Origin of the sequence: Bacteroides sp. AM54-2NS, from assembly GCF_003602935.1 — a bacterium.
Taxonomy (GTDB): Bacteria; Bacteroidota; Bacteroidia; order Bacteroidales; family Bacteroidaceae; genus Bacteroides; species Bacteroides xylanisolvens.
In genome coordinates, this window is sequence record NZ_QTMZ01000028.1 from 12,389 (window position 1) to 30,017 (window position 17,629).

At 43.3% G+C, this 17,629-nt stretch carries 5 protein-coding genes and 4 pseudogenes; 4 read left to right on the top strand and 5 right to left on the bottom strand.

What is annotated here, in order from left to right; all coding sequences use genetic code 11:
- The first annotated feature begins 65 nt into the window (after positions 1 to 65).
- The 4 genes and pseudogenes from DXA05_RS16795 to DXA05_RS16810 all read left to right on the top strand — a co-directional run bounded on the left by DXA05_RS16795 (position 66) and on the right by DXA05_RS16810 (position 7,283).
- Positions 66 to 4,389: pseudogene (locus DXA05_RS16795) on the top strand (CusA/CzcA family heavy metal efflux RND transporter).
- Between the two features lie 62 nt (positions 4,390 to 4,451).
- Positions 4,452 to 5,345 carry an efflux RND transporter periplasmic adaptor subunit gene (locus tag DXA05_RS16800; RefSeq protein ID WP_128859407.1) on the top strand — a complete coding sequence of 298 codons (894 nt, stop codon included), beginning with the start codon at positions 4,452 to 4,454 and terminating at the stop codon, positions 5,343 to 5,345.
- A gap of 70 nt (positions 5,346 to 5,415) precedes the next feature.
- The gene (locus DXA05_RS16805; RefSeq protein WP_004311024.1) at positions 5,416 to 6,483 is read left to right on the top strand and encodes a histidine kinase; all 1,068 of its coding nucleotides are present in this window, start codon (positions 5,416 to 5,418) and stop codon (positions 6,481 to 6,483) included.
- A 5-nt stretch (positions 6,484 to 6,488) separates the two neighbouring features.
- Positions 6,489 to 7,283, top strand: coding sequence for a LytTR family DNA-binding domain-containing protein (locus tag DXA05_RS16810; RefSeq protein ID WP_004311025.1), 795 nt, complete (start codon positions 6,489 to 6,491; stop codon positions 7,281 to 7,283).
- 407 nt (positions 7,284 to 7,690) lie between these two features.
- On the opposite strand, the gene DXA05_RS16815 is transcribed toward DXA05_RS16810, so the two are convergent.
- From DXA05_RS16815 to DXA05_RS16835, 5 genes and pseudogenes are all read right to left on the bottom strand, one after another.
- Entirely contained in the window at positions 7,691 to 9,637 is a 1,947-nt protein-coding gene (locus DXA05_RS16815) for a glycoside hydrolase family 97 protein (RefSeq protein ID WP_128859408.1), read from the bottom strand.
- 103 nt (positions 9,638 to 9,740) lie between these two features.
- A pseudogene (locus DXA05_RS16820) lies at positions 9,741 to 12,096 on the bottom strand (GH92 family glycosyl hydrolase).
- Positions 12,097 to 12,106: 10 nt separating this feature from the next.
- Complete coding sequence (locus tag DXA05_RS16825) at positions 12,107 to 12,901, bottom strand: basic secretory family protein (protein ID WP_008020566.1); 795 nt, start codon at positions 12,899 to 12,901, stop codon at positions 12,107 to 12,109.
- A gap of 13 nt (positions 12,902 to 12,914) precedes the next feature.
- Positions 12,915 to 15,256, bottom strand: a pseudogene (locus tag DXA05_RS16830) (GH92 family glycosyl hydrolase).
- 6 nt (positions 15,257 to 15,262) lie between these two features.
- Positions 15,263 to 17,545: pseudogene (locus tag DXA05_RS16835) on the bottom strand (GH92 family glycosyl hydrolase).
- Positions 17,546 to 17,629: the final 84 nt, after the last annotated feature.

The following is a 17,629-nucleotide window of genomic DNA, read 5'->3' on the forward strand; positions in this document are numbered from 1 at the left end:
CTTAGTGATAACGGATGAAGATAGGCAGTAATTTTGTACTGTGAAATAATAATACAACGAAAGTCATGTTTACAGCTATTGTACGTTTTTCAATCAAGAAGAAACTATTTGTAGGACTCACTACTCTCTTCCTGTTTATCGGAGGTATCTATGCGATGCTGACACTACCTATTGATGCCGTGCCCGACATTACCAATAATCAGGTACAAATAGTGACCGTATCCCCTACACTCGCGCCACAAGAGGTGGAACAACTCATCACTATGCCTATCGAAATAGCGATGAGCAATATTATGAATGTCGAAGATATCCGTTCTGTCAGCCGCTTCGGGCTATCGGTCGTAACGGTCGTTTTTAAAGAAAGTGTCCCCACACTCGATGCACGGCAGTTGATAAATGAACAAATACAAAGCGTAACAAGCGAGATTCCCTCCGAACTCGGAACACCGGAGATGATGCCCATCACCACCGGTCTGGGAGAGATTTACCAGTATATATTGAAGGTAGCTCCCGGATATGAGAAGAAATATGACGCAATGGAACTCCGCACCATTCAAGATTGGATGGTGAAACGTCAGTTGTCCGGTATACCCGGTATAGTAGAAATCAATAGTTTCGGCGGTTACCTGAAACAATATGAAGTAGCCGTTGATCCGGACGCCCTGTTCTCTTTGAATATCACTATCGGCGAGGTGTTCGAAGCACTTAGCAGCAACAACCAAAATACCGGCGGAAGCTACATTGAGAAGATAAAGAATGCCTACTATATCCGGTCGGAAGGTATGATTACCCGCATCAAGGATATTGAACAGATTGTAGTGACCAACCGAAATGGGATTCCGGTACATATCAGTGATGTAGGAGTTGTCCGCTTCGGTTCTCCAAAGCGTTTCGGTGCCATGACAAAGGATGGTGAGGGCGAGTGTGTCGGCGGAATTGCATGATGCTGAAAGGTGCCAACGCAAATGTAGTGACTCAAGAACTCGAAAAACGGGTAGAAAAAATACAGCAGCTATTACCCGAAGGAGTCAGTATAGAACCTTACTTGAACCGTTCGGAACTGGTAAACCGAAACATCTCTACGGTTGTCAACAACCTGATTGAAGGAGCGGTTATCGTCTTCCTTGTACTCATCCTCTTCCTCGGCAACCTCCGTGCCGGACTGATTGTCGCATCCGTCATCCCGCTGGCAATGCTCTTCGCTTTTATCATGATGCGTGTATTCAATGTCACCGCCAATCTAATGAGTCTCGGTGCCATTGACTTTGGTATTGTAGTAGATGGCTCTATCGTTATCTTGGAAGGTATCCTCGCCCACATTTACGGAAAACAATTCCGAGGCCGCACACTGACCCGCAAAGAGATGGACAAAGAAGTGGAAAAAGGAGCTTCCGGCGTTGCACGTTCCGCCACCTTTGCAGTGTTAATTATCCTTATCGTCTTCTTCCCCATCCTTACATTGAACGGGATTGAAGGGAAATACTTCACCCCCATGGCCAAAACACTTGTGTTCTGCATTATCGGAGCCTTAATACTCTCACTGACTTATGTTCCTATGATGGCCTCCCTCTTTCTGAAGCATACCATTGTTGTGAAACCCACCCTTGCCGACCGCTTCTTCGAGAAACTGAACAAGACCTACCAGCACACCCTGCGCGCCTGTCTTCGTTACAAATGGCGTACCGTCATCGTAGCTTCTCTGCGCTGATCGGTTCACTTTTTCTTTTTACCCGCCTGGGAGCAGAATTCATTCCTACTTTGGACGAAGGAGATTTTGCCATGCAAATGACACTACCCGCAGGAAGTTCGCTGACCGAAAGTATCGAAGTATCCCGCTTGGCAGAGAAAGCATTAATGGATAAATTCCCTGAAATCAAACATGTTGTAGCCAAAATAGGAACGGCGGAAGTTCCCACTGACCCGATGGCGGTGGAAGATGCCGATGTGATGATTATCATGAAACCATTCAAAGAATGGACAAGTGCCGGAAGCCGTGCAGAAATGGTGGATAAAATGAAAGACGCACTTGCTCCGCTCTCCGAACGTGCCGAATTCAACTTCTCGCAACCGATACAGCTTCGCTTCAACGAGCTGATGACGGGAGCGAAAGCAGATATTGCCATCAAATTATATGGAGAAGACACGCACGAATTATATGAAAGAGCCAAAGAAGCAGCTACTTTTGTAGAAAAAGTGCCGGGAGCAGCAGATGTCATCGTTGAGCAGACGATGGGATTACCTCAATTGGTAGTGAAATACAACCGTGGCAAAATAGCCCGTTACGGCATCAACATACAAGAGCTTAACACCATTATCCGAACTGCCTATGCCGGAGAGTCAACAGGTGTAATCTTTGAAAACGAACGGAGATTCGATCTCGTGGTCCGGCTTGACCAGGAGAAAGTGGCCGACTTGAATCTTGATAAGTTGTTTGTACGCACTTCGGAAGGAATTCAAATCCCTGTTGGAGAGGTAGCAAGCATCGACCTTGTCAGTGGGCCACTGCAAATCAACCGGGATGCAACCAAACGGCGCATCGTCATCGGTGTCAATGTGCGTGACGCAGACATCCAGCAAGTTGTCGCCAATATTCAAGAGACATTGAACAAGAACATCAAACTGAAGCCGGGATATTACTTCGAATACGGCGGCCAGTTCGAAAACTTGCAAAATGCCATCAATACCTTACTGGTGGTCATCCCAGTGGCATTAATGCTTATTCTGTTGATTCTGTTCTTCGCATTCAAGAACATCACCTATACCCTGATGGTATTCTCAACCGTCCCCCTATCGCTCATCGGTGGTATCGCCGCACTTTGGCTACGCGGGCTCCCGTTTAGCATATCGGCCGGAGTAGGATTCATTGCTTTGTTCGGGGTAGCAGTATTGAATGGTATCCTGATGGTAAATCACTTCAACGAACTTCGTAAACAAAATACCTATTCCATGACTACAAACCAGATTATCAAAAGAGGGACTCCACACTTGCTCCGTCCTGTATTCCTGACAGGACTGGTTGCATCTCTGGGATTCGTCCCGATGGCAATAGCCACTTCAGCCGGCGCAGAAGTACAACGTCCGTTGGCAACGGTGGTCATCGGTGGCTTGATTATTTCTACCGTACTGACTTTACTCATCATTCCGGTGTTTTACAAAATTGTAAATTCATTTGCTACCTGGAGACGTCCGGGAATCAAACTGCGCTGGCCTTTCGGGGGATTGTGTCTCCTGTTCTTGTTTCTTCCCGCGTTCGTTTCCGCTCAACAGACACAAACAGTCAGTCTCGAACAGGCGATAGAAATAGCCAAACAAAATCATCCTCGCCTGAAAATAGCCAATAATGCTATTCAACAAGCCAAAGCCACTCGCGGAGAAGTGATAGAAGCAACGCCTACCTCGTTCAGCTATTCCTGGGGTCAACTTAACGGAGAAAACAAAAAAGACAAGGAACTGGCTTTCGAGCAAAGTCTGGGCTCCCTTCTAACGCCATTCTACAAGAATGCGTTAGTCAACCGTCAGGTAAAAACGAACACCTATTATCGGCAGATGGTAGAGAAAGAAATCACAGCAGAAGTGAAAAGGGCGTGGGTCTACTACCAATATGCCACTAATCTCTGTTCAATGTATCGGGATCAGGATAAAATGGCAGAAGAACTGCAGCGCATCGGAGAATTACGATACCAACAAGGAGAGATCACCTTGCTAGAGAAAAATATGATGACCACCATAGCTGCCGATCTGCATAACCGCTGGTTCCAAGCAAAAGAAGAAGAGAAAATGGCATTGGCACGTTTCCAATGGAGTTGCTACTCCAACGATCCCATTGTTCCGGTGGATTCCACTTTATCCTTATTCTATACCGGCATTTCGGATGGAAACCTGTCGGGAGCACATACTGCCTACTTTCAAAGCCAGGCAGATGAAGCGAAAGCAATGCTCCGTGTAGAGCAGAGCCATTTCTTTCCTGAAATCAGTGTGGGGTATACACGTCAGGACATTCTCCCACTTAAAAATCTGAATGCCTGGATGATCGGGGTTTCTTTCCCCATCTACTTCCTACCACAAAAGAGCAAAGTGAAGCAGGCACGGCTAACTGCTACTTCAGCGCAAATACAGGCAGATGCCAACATCCGGGAGTTAAGAAATAAGACACTCGAACTGGAAGCATCCCTTCGCAGATATAATGAGAGTTTACGATATTATACCTCTTCTGCCTTGAAAGAAGCGGATGAACTGACAAAGGCAGCCAACCTGCAATTGCAGCAGAGCGAAACAGGCATTGCCGAATATATACAGTCGATTACCACCGCCAGAGAGATACGCAGAGGCTATATTGAAACAGTCTACCAATACAATATTGCTGCACTGGAATATGAACTTTTCAAGTAGGTGGAAAATCGAGACATTGAATGAGATACATCACCCTGAATAATTATTATAAAACATAAGATATGAAAAAAATAGTTTATCCCATCCTTTTACTAGTTCTAACGGCTTGCAAAGGAAACCAGCAAACTACAAATAACGAATCCGCCGCAATTCCCGTTGCCGAAACGATAGCAGATACCATCGCACAACCCGAAGTGGATGCCATCACTTCAGCTACCTCAAAGCCTAATCAGGTTTCGTTCAACGGACGAATCGTTCTTCCTCCTCAACGTCAGGCAACCATTGCTTTAACCATGGGAGGCATTGTAAAAAAAGCTTCTCTGCTTCCAGGGCAATGGGTGACTGCAAACAGTGTAATCGCCACGTTAGAGAATCCGGAGTTCATCACCCTGCAACAAACTTATCTGGACAGTCACGCACAGACCGAATATCTCTTAGCTGAATACGAACGGCAAAAAAATCTGTCTGCCGAACAAGCAGCTTCTCAAAAGAAATTCCAGCAAAGTAAAGCGGACTTTCTCTCCATGAAGAGTCGCCAGGACGCCGCTGCTGCACAACTTTCTCTTTTAGGCGTTCAAACGGAGGCATTACTTAAGAACGGAATACAACCGCTACTGGAAGTCAAAGCCCCCATTAGTGGTTATGCCGCTAATGTAGCGATGAATATCGGCAAATATATCAATCCGGGAGAAGCACTTTGCGAACTTATCGATAAAAGCAGCCCGATGCTTTGCCTGACTACTTACGAGAAAGATCTTGCAGACATACAAGTCGGCAGCCCGGTACAGTTTCGGGTAAACGGAATGGGGACACAAACCTTTCACGGTATCGTGATTTCCATCGGACAAAAAGTAGACGAAACCAATCGTTCGCTCGAAGTGTATGCTTCCATCAAGGAGGAAAATGTACAATTCCGCCCTGGTATGTATGTCACGGCACACATTCAGAAACAATAATTGACCAACTGTGACAACAGCATTGACATTTTATAACCGGTAACTCATAATTTACCACTATCTTTGTTGTATGATAGCCAAAGCAATAAAAAAAGATAAATATATACTTTCCACAGTCATCATCTCCTTAGCGGTTGCTGTACTGATTCATTTTCCTGAATCAGTATCTCTTTTCGACCGTTTCGAAAGTCATTCCTTATTCCCGGGGATGAAGTTTATAGATGTGGCAAACGAAATACTGTTTACCTTTCTGTCGCTATTGTTACTTTTTGCCATCAATACCCGTTTGTTTCATTTCAATCAGGCTTCCATTAAAATTACAGGGACAAAGATTTTGCTTTCCTTTATCGTGACATGGATATTGAGTAACTTGTCAGGACAGTTTTTTGTTTTCCTTCACAGAACGTTTGATATTCCGGCCATCGATGCCATGGTACATCATTATTTGCATCCATTGCGGGATTTCATTGTGGCATGTCTCGTCACCAGTAGTTGCTGCATCATTCATCTTATATTCAAGCAGCAACTGGTACTTATTGAAAACGAACAGCTTCAGGCAGAGAATCTCCGCAATCAGTATGAAGTACTGAAGAATCAGCTGAACCCACACATGCTGTTCAACTCGCTGAATACCCTGCGTTCGCTGGTACGCGAAAATCAGGATAAAGCGCAGGATTACATTCAGGAACTCTCCCGGGTACTAAGGTATACTTTGCAAAGTAATGAGTCACAATGTGTCAGTCTCCGGGAAGAAATAGAATTTGTTTCCGCTTATATTTTTCTATTAAAGATGCGTTTTGAGAACAATCTACAATTCGACATACAGATAAGCAATGCATACGAAGAATATCTCCTCCCTCCAATGGCGGTGCAAGTGTTGATTGAGAATGCAGTAAAGCACAACGAAATCAGCGACCGGAAGCCGTTGACCATTCATATCACGACGGACGATAACGGCAATTTGTCTATCAGCAACGACATTCAGCCCAAATGGACTGCAACTTCCGGAACCGGTATCGGACTTGCCAACCTTGCCAAGCGATACAGGCTCTTGTTTAAACGGGATATACAAATAACGGAGGACAGAGAGTTTACAGTTTGTATTCCTTTGATTGAAAAATCACAACTAGAACAATAATCACCATGAAGATTGTCATTATAGAAGACGAAAAAGCAGCAGTACGAAACCTGACTTCACTGCTTAATGAAATAAAACCGAATGGAGAAATCGTGACCATACTGGATAGTATCAGTTCCACTATCGAATGGTTCAGTTCTCATCCGATGCCGGAACTGGTATTCATGGATATTCACCTGGCAGATGGTTCCGCCTTCGAGATATTCAATCATATCAATATTACTTGTCCGATTATCTTTACAACTGCCTATGATGAATATGCGTTACGTGCATTTAAAGTAAACAGCATCGACTACTTATTAAAACCCATCGGTAAGGAAGACATAGAACACGCTTTCGATAAGCTCCAAGGTTTACAAGATGCTGCTGACAAACACCAGTTCCCCTTTCCACAACAGGAGAATGAGCTACTGAAACTGATACATTCACTCCAAAAGCAGGAAAACTATAAAAGTCATTTCCTTATTCCTACCAAAGGAGACAAACTATTGCCTGTCTCTGTAGATATGATACAATTGTTTTATATTAAGGACTGTCAGGTCAAGGTAGTCTTAACCGATGAAACCGAATACTGTTTTTCTCAAACATTAGATGAACTTACGGAGTGTCTCAATCCTTCTCTTTTCTTTCGGGCTAACCGCCAATATCTTATTTCGCGAGAAGCTATTAAAGATATTGACTTATGGTTCAACAGCCGCCTGTCCATCAACTTGTATTATTCAGGAATCAAAGAAAAAATACTTGTCAGCAAAGCCCGAGTAGCAGAGTTTAAAGAGTGGTTCTCTAAGAGAAAACGTTGATTCCGAGACATTGCCTTCTTAGAACAAATAGCAAAACAAAGTGTTTCGTGCCGTGAAACGATTGGTTTCAACGCTTGAAACAAACAGTTTCATGTAGTAAAACACTTTGTTTCTCACCGAGGAAACTTTAGTTTCAAGCCTCTGAAACTGCAGTTTCCCCTAATGGAAACTAAAGTTTCCCGCCTTGAAACCAAAGGTATCCCCTGTTGAAACTTCTATTTACATACAAGCTTATATTTATATGCAGGCATGTTCATTTCAAACGGTGATAGATGAATGATTAGGTGATAGGTGGAGAACAATCTATCACCACCCTGAAAGCTCGATGAACAATGCGTTTCAGAAGGATGGTGATAGATTGAAAGAGGATTTCCATTTTTACGTATGGAAAGTTAGAATATGTGCCATCATTCAATGACAGCTGCAAAGCCGCCATTTCTAACCATCTTTATAGTTAGCTGCTCCCCGGCTTTCACCTGGGATGACTTGCAACGATAATCCATCGCCTGACGTCCTGCGTTGATACCATCCTCAAAAGATGTCATTTGATAAGAGCGATCTTTATTCAAGAAATCTAACTTTATGGTAAACTCACGTTCCTTTTTACCATTGTTAGTCATTCCTCCTATAAACCACTTATCGCCTTTCCGTTTTGCTACAATGACATATTCACCCGCTTTAGCTTCCAGTGCCACAGTCTCGTCCCACGTTACGGGAACTTGTGTAATGAAACGGGTACAATCTTCATTACGATAATAAAGAGTAGGATTATCCGCCAACATCTGCAGACCACTTTCAAAAACCACAAAGAGTGCCAACTGATAAGCGCGTGTTCCGATACTTGCAGCATTGGGACGTTCCGAGCGATACACATTAGGCTGCATACTAATCATCGCTCCGGGAGTATAATCCATCGGACCGACAGCATTACGCATAAATGGTAAATACAGACTATTATCCGGATAACAACCGCCCATTTGTTCCATTCCACGCACTCCTTCGTAAGACAATACATTCGGATATTTATATTCCAGTCCGGCAGGTTTGAAAGAGCCATGAAAATCGACAAACAAATGATGTTTGGCTGCTTCTCGGGCTACCCGTTCGTAAAAGTTGACCATCCACTGATCGCTTCTGTCCATGAAATCAATCTTAAGTCCTTTTACTCCCCATTCATTGAAAGTCTTGAAGAGATCAAAATTGTTTTCTACCGTCAACCATGTCAACCAAAGCACAATCCCTACATTTTTTTCTTTGCCATAACGAATCAACTCGTGCAAGTCTACTTTGGGATTAGGCGTATAAGGATCACGTGTACTTTTAGCCCAGCCTTCATCCATAATGATATATGGAATACCAAATTTAGAAGCAAAATCAATGTAATACTTATAAGTATCCAAGTTATAACCGGAAACAAAATTCACATCCGGTCCGTAAGGAGAAGCGTCATTCCACCATTCCCAGCTCACCTGTCCCGGCTTAATCCATGAAATATCCTGAAGTTGATTCTTTTCAGCCAGTTTATAAGTCATTGTATTCTCAATCAACTGCTTGTCATTTTTACTTATCACAAAGTAACGCCAAGGATAATTTCTCGTACCTTTTGTTTTAGCAATGTAATCAGCTTCTTGAGTAATCTTCACGCTACGATCACTGTTTTCGGCAAACGCAAGCGGAGCTTTAGGAAAAACAGAGATTGCTCCGTTCGTACCCGTTCCTTTGAGAAACATACATGGATAATCAGCCAGATCCGACTCGCTGATTAATATTTTATAGTCTTTTTGTGTGTCAATCAATACCGGCAAAACAGCTATCCGTTCTTCAGGCTTCCACGCATTACTTTGAACATGTGTGTAAGGTTCCTCATAAGCTGTATGGAAGCCTCCCGGTTGTTGCAAGTGAAGAAGATAATCCGACGGGAAGTTGATAGCAAACTCTTCGTTCATTACTTCAACATCACCTTTTTGTGAGGTAATAAACCGGTAAGCAACTCCATCGTCAAAAGCACGGAATTCTACTGAATAATCTTTAAAGGTCAGTAGCAATTGATTATAACGATTATTGACTTTCGCATATTTCAAAGGAACAATAGGAGTTAATTGCTCGTCGACACTCGTACGTTTCTGACGGCGCAGTTTGGGATTTTCTCCCAACACCTGATTCCTCAATGTCAACTGAAGGGTATTGTCTTTCAACAATACATCTCCGTTATAATCTATACTATAATAGATTTTATCCGAGAGATTCAAGGACACTTTCAGCTCTCCATTGGGAGAAATTAACTCTAACTTATTCTGTGCACGAAGTAGTGATGCCAAGCACAAACACACAACTAACAGGAAATATCTTCTCATGGTTTAGATATTTAATTAATAATCGTTTTACAATGGCAAATGTAATAAAAACATCACTTCGTACTATCAAACGGACTGGGTAATACTCCTTCAAAAGTCATTTTCACTGGTTTGATATACCCGTTTTCATTAAATTTACCTGATATTTCATTGTCTTTCCGGGCAACGACAAAGAAGGAGCTACCGCTTCATCCGATACCGCACGCTTATAATTCGGTTTACTGCTCATGACAAAACGTAGTTTCACGCCATCACGTATATCCTCATATTTCAAATAAGATTTGTCATGCTTCTTGCCATTCACATACAATTCCTTTACATACACATTCTTCGGCGACCAATTATCTGCTACCATTTCAATAACTTTTCCGTTACTCATCCGAACTGTTATTGCCTCAACGCAAGGAGAACCGATGTTATACATATTGCTTGAAGGAGCCACCGGGTAAAAGCCAATGCAATTGAACATATACCAAGCCGACATCTGCCCACAATCGTCATTGCCACTTAATGCATCTGGAGTATCGCCATAGAAACGTTCAACAATCGTACGGACCCACTTCTGACATTTCCAAGGTTCTTTCAAGTAATTATAAAGATACGCTACATGATGGCAAGGTTCATTCCCATGCCAATAGGCTCCGATACGGCCTTGAATATCATGTGCTCCCGGAATGTCATCCGGCAACTCTACCGTGAACAGTTCGTCCAACCGGTTGCGGAACCAATCTTCGCCAGCTTCGTTCATATATCCTTGTACATCTTGTGGTACATACCAGGTATATTGTACAGTAAATCCTTCCGTAATATCCCCCCATCCATTTACAGATCCGGGCCCTGATAAGCTACCGGAGTAAACGGTGTACGCCAGTTCCCTGACTGTCCTTGCCACGCATATACTTCGTTTCCGGATCAATCAAAGTCTGATAAGAGAGTGCACGATTCAAGAAATAACGATAATCATCCTCTTTACCCAAAGCCTTGGCAGCCTGTGCCATGCAATAATCATCATACGCATATTCCAATGTTTTAGATACTGATTCCGCCTCTTTATCGAAAGGCACATATCCCATCATACGATATTCCGGCAAACAGTCATAATTCGGATTCATCGCCGTGGTCTTCATAGCCTCATACGCACGTTCGTAATCGAACCCTTTTACTCCCTTCACAATCATGTCAGCCAATACGGAAACTGCATGATAACCAATCATACACCAAGTCTCATTTCCATAAAACGACCAGACAGGCAGCATTTTCTCCACACTTTTATCATAATGAGCCAACATGGAATTGGCAATATCGGCATTCACTTCCTGCTGCACCAGATTGAACCAGGGATGCAAAGCCCGGTAGGTATCCCAAAGAGAGAATACCGTATAGTTGGTAAATCCTTCGGCTTTTTCTATATTTTTATCTAATCCTCGAAACTGCCCGTCTGCATCCTGAAAGATGAACGGATGCAAAGCCGCATGATAAGCCGACGTATAGAATGTTCTTTTCGTTTTACGGTCAGCAGTAAGGGTATATTTTCCAAGTTCTTTTTCCCATAGTGCTTCTCCTTTAGCTTTCAGATCATCGAAAGCGAGTCCGGCAAGTTCCGCCATATTGTTTTTTGCCCCGTTTGTGCTGACCGATGAAATAGCAGTTTTTACAATCACCTCCTCTCCGGCTTTTGTATCAAAAGAGATGCAAGCCATCAGATTCTTTCCCCAAGCTTCATAGCTGCTACGAAACCGGGAGGTATTGTAAATCACCGGCTTCTTATTCTGCATAAAGCGCAAGCCGGTCAACTTTTTAGAGAAAGTAGCCGTGAAATAGATATGCCGTTCCGGTCCCCAGCCTTTTACCAGTTTATATCCGGTGATGGTAGAATCATTTTCCATGCGCAGATTCGCCCATTCACAAGATTGCCATAAAGTATGGTTCATATCAATCATTATAAAAGCTTTATCCGATTGAGGATAGGTGAAGCGAAACATACCACTACGTACCCCTGACGTCATTTCAGCCTTTACTCCATAATCTGACAGTTCCACCGCATAATAATTAGGTGATGCCCATTCCTTTTCATGAGAATAACGTGAACGGTATCCCTTTTCCGGCTCCTCACGTGTCCCCGGATCCAGTTTCATCTCTCCTGTTCCGGGAATAAACAAGAAGTCTCCCAAATCAGGTATACCAGTCCCGCTTAAATGAGTCAGACTGAACCCCAACAAAGTGGAATGATTATATTTATAACCGGAAGCCGCATCATAGTATTTACTATCCGTGTCCGGACTCATCTGAATTCCCCCGAAAGGAATCTGCGCACCCGGATACACATTACCATAACCATCTGTTCCCACAAATGGATTCACATAATCAATCAGTTTCTCGGTTTGAGCCATGCCCGGCAAAATATTCACCAGGCACAGCCATACTAAAAACAATCCTCTTTTACCCATTACACTCACCATATTTACATTATTATGCTTGTATATCACCTACCGCAACTTGATATTCATGCCACAGTTCATCAATATTATATTCGTCTCCTAAAACATGCTTGATAGCTCCATCAAACGACCAAGGGATAACCTCCAATGTACTCCGGTTAAACTTACGCAGGAATTCAGGATCTTTGTTGTCACGTAACCACACGAAGAAATAACCCGCCGTACGGTATCCGTCCATATAATTTCCACCTTTCGGACGGGCATTCGGTCCGTCAAATCCTCCATTGGCAACCCGCACAGCATCTGCCATGCCTTCAATAAATGCCCAGAACACACGATTGGTTCCATAAGAGCCGATTCCCTGCGGCTCCAGCTGATATGCGTGCGTCAATTCATGCAAGAGCACCCCGCGTGTTTCAAAAAACAACTTCGCCGTATCATTCGCTGCAAAAGATTTTTCAATGTGACGTGTACTGTAGAAAATCGTCACATCACCATTACCACCACCTTTCGCAGAAATACCGTTGATATCTTCCAATGTATAATGTATCTTGTGCACTGCAGGAATACTATCTTCCGGAGAATTGTAAAGAGTAGCTAATACAGTACGTGCCTGTTCCTTGATATACGATTCAGCATCGGGAATGATCCGGTGGTAAATGTCCGATCCCAGCGTTTCCGGTGCTTTATCCTCAAACAATACAGCACCTGTATTGTACTCTTTCCATACATCAGAATTATCCTTCACCTGTTTTTGCACACTTGCAGCACAAGCCCCCATACCTACCAGCAGGCAGGCTGCATAGATTAAATGTATCTTTTTCATACTCCTTTATTGATTATTTGTTGATTCCGTTAGTTAATGAATAAGGTTTATCCTCCGGTGATAATCCGCGGCGTTTGTTAGGTGACGCACCCATCTTGAATTCAAGCACGCCTCCTTTCAAAATGTCTTCATGTGTAATGTACATCTTGTCGTATACCTTACCGTTCAATTTCAGCGACTGCACGTAACGTTTCTTATCGCTGACACCCGGCGCTTTGATCTCCAATGTCTTTCCATTAGGAAGCGTCATCTTCAGATAAGGTAGGTAGGGCGCTCCCAATACATACTGGTCTGTACCAGGACAAACCGGATAGAAACCCATCACGGAGAAAAGGTACCATGCTGACATCTGTCCGCAATCATCATTTCCACCCAATCCGTTAATATCATTCTTATACATCTTATTCAGAATCTCACGCAGCCAGTACTGTGATTTCCACGGCTGGGAAGTCCACGCATATAGATAAGGAACATGGTGGCTCGGTTCATTACCATGCACATATCCGCCGACCAAACATTCTTCAGTAATATCCTCATTATGCTCATAGTACTTCTCCGGCAGATGCATGGAGAACAGTTCATCCAATTTCTGTACGAACGTCCCTTCTCCTCCCATCAAGTCGATCATGCCAAATACATCGTGTGCACATGAAAAGAGAAATTCCATGAATTGCCTTCAATAAAACCTTCACCATAGGTTTGCAATACATCAAACTCTTTCTTGAAAGAACCGTCACTATAACGGGGACGTGCAAAACCAATACTTGTATCATAGATAGTACGATAATTGAGGGCACGCTTTCGGTAAGTCTCCGCTATTTCCTTGTTACCTGCCTTCAAAGCTGTCTGATAGATAGTCCAATCGTCGTATGCATACTCCAAAGTAGAAGAAGCTGCTGTACCACTTTTGTCAAGCGGAATATATCCCAGCTTCATATAATCAGCTATACCTTCATAATACGGAACGGTGGATGTACTGACCATTGCCGCCAATGCCTCATCCACATTCGAAAAGACGCCTTTGGTTATTGCATCCGCCAGTACAGACACAGCATGATAACCGCTCATACACCAGTTTTCATTTCCCATCAGACTCCATATCGGCAACATTCCGTGCACGCTTTGTTGCTCATGTTTAATCATGGATTCCACCATATCCGCATTGCGTCCCGGTTTCACCAGATTCAGGAAAGGATGTTCCGCACGATAGGTATCCCAAAGGGAAAATATAGTATAGTTGGTGAATCCTTCCGCCCGGTGTATGTTATGATCCAGCCCACGATAGGAACCGTCTACATCCATATACACAGACGGATTAATCATGGTGTGGTAAAGAGAAGTATAGAACATTGCTTTCTGATCGGGCGTACCTTCGATCTCGAAATGCTTCAGTTCACTATTCCAATCTGTACGAGCAGCTTCCGCCAACTGTTCGAAACTCTTTCCGGAAGCCTCGGCATGCAGATTCTTAATGGCCCCTTCCGTACTGACTGCCGACAATGCCACTTTTACAACCAGTTCCGAATTGTTAGCGGTATCGAAGTTAAAGTAAGCCACGATTTTTCGACCTGTGATTTCGGGGAAGTTCTTTTCCAACTTAAAACGACGCCAAAAGCCATTGTACAATACTTTTTCCTTATCCTTATATCCGTAGTCTTTAATCGGCTGTGACAAAGAGATAGCAAAATAGGTATAATTCGTACGCGCCCATCCATTGGTGATACGATATCCGGTCAACAGAGTATCGTTTTCGACTCTCAAATTGGCCCATAGAACTTTGCCGTCATAATTATAAATACCATGCACCAGATCCAAAATCAAATGACCATCTTTTCCTTTCGGGAAGGTATATTTATGTATACCCGTCCGTTGTGTTGCTGTCAGTTGGGCCTTAATGCCATAATCGTCCAGTATCACTTCATAATATCCGGGAACAGCTTTTTCTGTAGCATGGTCAAAACGTGAACGGTATCCCTCTTCCGGATAATCCGCCCGACCGGGATTTAACTTCACATCGCCAACAGCAGGCATCAACAAGATGTCTCCCAAGTCAGAATGTCCCGTACCACTAAGATGAGTGTGACTGAAGCCAACAATGGTCTTGTCCCTATATTGGTAACCGGCACAATACTCGTAGGCATTTTTCTGATAAGCTCCATTTACATTATGCGGAATTGTGTCTGTGTCCGGACTCAACTGTACCCATCCGAAAGGAGTGCAAGCACCGGGAAAAGTGTGCCCCATCCCATTGGTCCCGATAATCGGATTCACATAGTCTACCGGCTGTTGGGCTATGGCGGACAAAGTTGCTGCCGCCATAGTCATCATCAATACTTTCTTTCTCAAATTATTCATATCAGCTTACTTTGCGTCACGAGAGAATGAATACGGGAAGTCTGATTCGTTGATACCTCTTCCCTTATTCGGTTTGTTATCCATATCAAACACCAGACGACCGCCTTTCAACAGATCGAAATGGTTCAGATAATTCTTTGTATAATTCTTGCCATTATAATTCAATGAACGAATATAACGATTATCATCGTTATTCTTCGGGGCGGAGATTTCCAGTTTCTTGCCGTTCTCCAGTGTAATCGTTGCTTTCTTGAAGTAAGGAGCTCCCATTACATATTCATTGCTACCGGGACATACCGGATAAAATCCCAATGCAGTAAATACATACCAAGCCGAAGTCTGACCGTTATCTTCATCTCCACAATAACCGTCCGGAGTAGGAAGATAGAGGCGGTTCATCGTCTCACGCAACCAATATTGGCTTTCCACGGTTCGCCGGCATAGTTATACAAGTAGATCATGTGCTGGATAGGTTGGTTGCCATGTGCATAGTTACCCATGTTAGCAATTTCCATTTCACGAATCTCGTGAATCACTCCTCCATAATAGCTATCATCAAATACAGGAGGAAGATTGAATACAGAATCAAGCATACTGACAAACATCTTCTTGCCGCCCATCAGATCAACCAGTCCTTGTACATCGTGGAATACCGACCATGTATAATGCCAACTATTTCCTTCCGTAAAGGCATCTCCCCATTTAAAAGGATTGAAAGGAGTCTGGAAAGTTCCGTCGGAATTCTTTCCCCGCATCAACTTAGTTTCTGGATCGAACAGATTACGGTAGTTCTGACTCCTTTTCTTATAAACATCCAGTTCTTCTGCCGGACGACCTAATTTTTCACCCATACGGTAAATGCACCAGTCATCGTATGCATATTCCAATGTGCGTGCCGCATTCTCATTAATTTTCACATCGTATGGCACATAGCCCAGTTTGTTATAATATTCATATCCACGGCGTCCGGTAGTAGAAACTTTCGGATGTACGCTATTGGCCCCTTTCAGTAGACCTCATACATTTTTTCTGCATCCGCTTTGGTTATATTCTTCATGAAAGCATCCGCCACTACAGAAGCAGAATTATTCCCAACCATGCAACCACGATGGCCCGGGCTTGCCCATTCAGGAAAGAATCCACTTTCAAGATAGGTATTCAACAGACCTGCCTGCATCTTCTCACCCATTGAAGGATATATCAAATTAACAAATGGAAACAAGCAACGGAAAGTATCCCAGAATCCAGTGTCGGTAAACATATATCCCGGACGGATTTCACCATTATAGGGGCTGTAATGCACAGTTTCCCCCTTACCGTTTACTTCGTAAAACATACGAGGAAACAACACCGAACGATACAAACAAGAGTAGAACGTACGCATACGGTTCTCATCGCTGTCTTCAACCTTGATACGCCCCAAGACATTGTTCCATGCCTTACGACCGGCCTCTTTTGTCTGTTCAAAAGTCTTATTACCAATTTCCTTCAAGTTCAGTTCCGCCTGTTCGGGGCTGATGAATGAGGATGCCACTTTTGCATGCACTTGTTCTCCTTTTTCGTCGAAAATCCGATAGCAGCACCCACGTGATTGGATTGCAGTTCGAGATGTGTTTCAACCAAATGATAGTCTGCCCATACTTTATTGAAAGTAAAAGGCTTGTCGAACTCTATCACAAAGTAATTCTTAAAGTTTTGAGGAACACCGCCACTATTGCGTGTCGTATAACCAACTATTTTATTTTCTTCGGGAATCACCTTCACATACGAACCGCGGTCGAAAGCATCTACCACCACATAGGCATCGGAGGTTTCAGGGAAAGTGAAACGGAAATATGCGCAACGTTCCGTCGGAGCTATTTCAGTTGTCATGTCATACTCTGACAAATAAACACTATAATAATAAGGAGTGGCTTTCTCTGCCTTATGAGAGAACCAGGAAGCACGACTGTCCTGATCGATCTTCAACTGTTTAGTCATCGGCATGATTGAGAACTGACCGTAGTCATTGATCCACGGACTAGGCTGATGGGTTTGCTTGAAACCTCTGATTTTGTCGGATGCATAAGTGTAAGCCCAACCGTCACCCATCTTTCCGGTTTGTGGCATCCAGAAGTTCATTCCCCAAGGCAACGCGATGGCAGGATATGTATTCCCATTAGATAGTGATATTTTCGAATCAGTTCCCATTAAAGGATTCACATAGTCTACCGGTTGCTTTTGCGCAAAGGTAGAGGAAGCTCCCAATAGCAGGGCTATTGCGATAGATAGTAGTTTCTTTTTATTCATGGTCTACGAATTAAGCTATTAATTAAATTATCAAGTCTTTTTTATTTACGTTACAAATTAAAGCATCTTTCTGCAATTATCCGT

Excerpts from the sequence above, each read along its gene's own strand:
- DXA05_RS16810 (WP_004311025.1), top strand. The coding sequence starts at position 6,489 with ATGAAGATTGTCATTATAGAAGACGAAAAAGCAGCAGTACGAAACCTG.
- DXA05_RS16800 (WP_128859407.1), top strand. The coding sequence starts at position 4,452 with ATGAAAAAAATAGTTTATCCCATCCTTTTACTAGTTCTAACGGCTTGC.
- DXA05_RS16825 (WP_008020566.1), bottom strand. The coding sequence starts at position 12,901 with ATGAAAAAGATACATTTAATCTATGCAGCCTGCCTGCTGGTAGGTATG.
- DXA05_RS16815 (WP_128859408.1), bottom strand. The coding sequence starts at position 9,637 with ATGAGAAGATATTTCCTGTTAGTTGTGTGTTTGTGCTTGGCATCACTA.
- DXA05_RS16805 (WP_004311024.1), top strand. The coding sequence starts at position 5,416 with ATGATAGCCAAAGCAATAAAAAAAGATAAATATATACTTTCCACAGTC.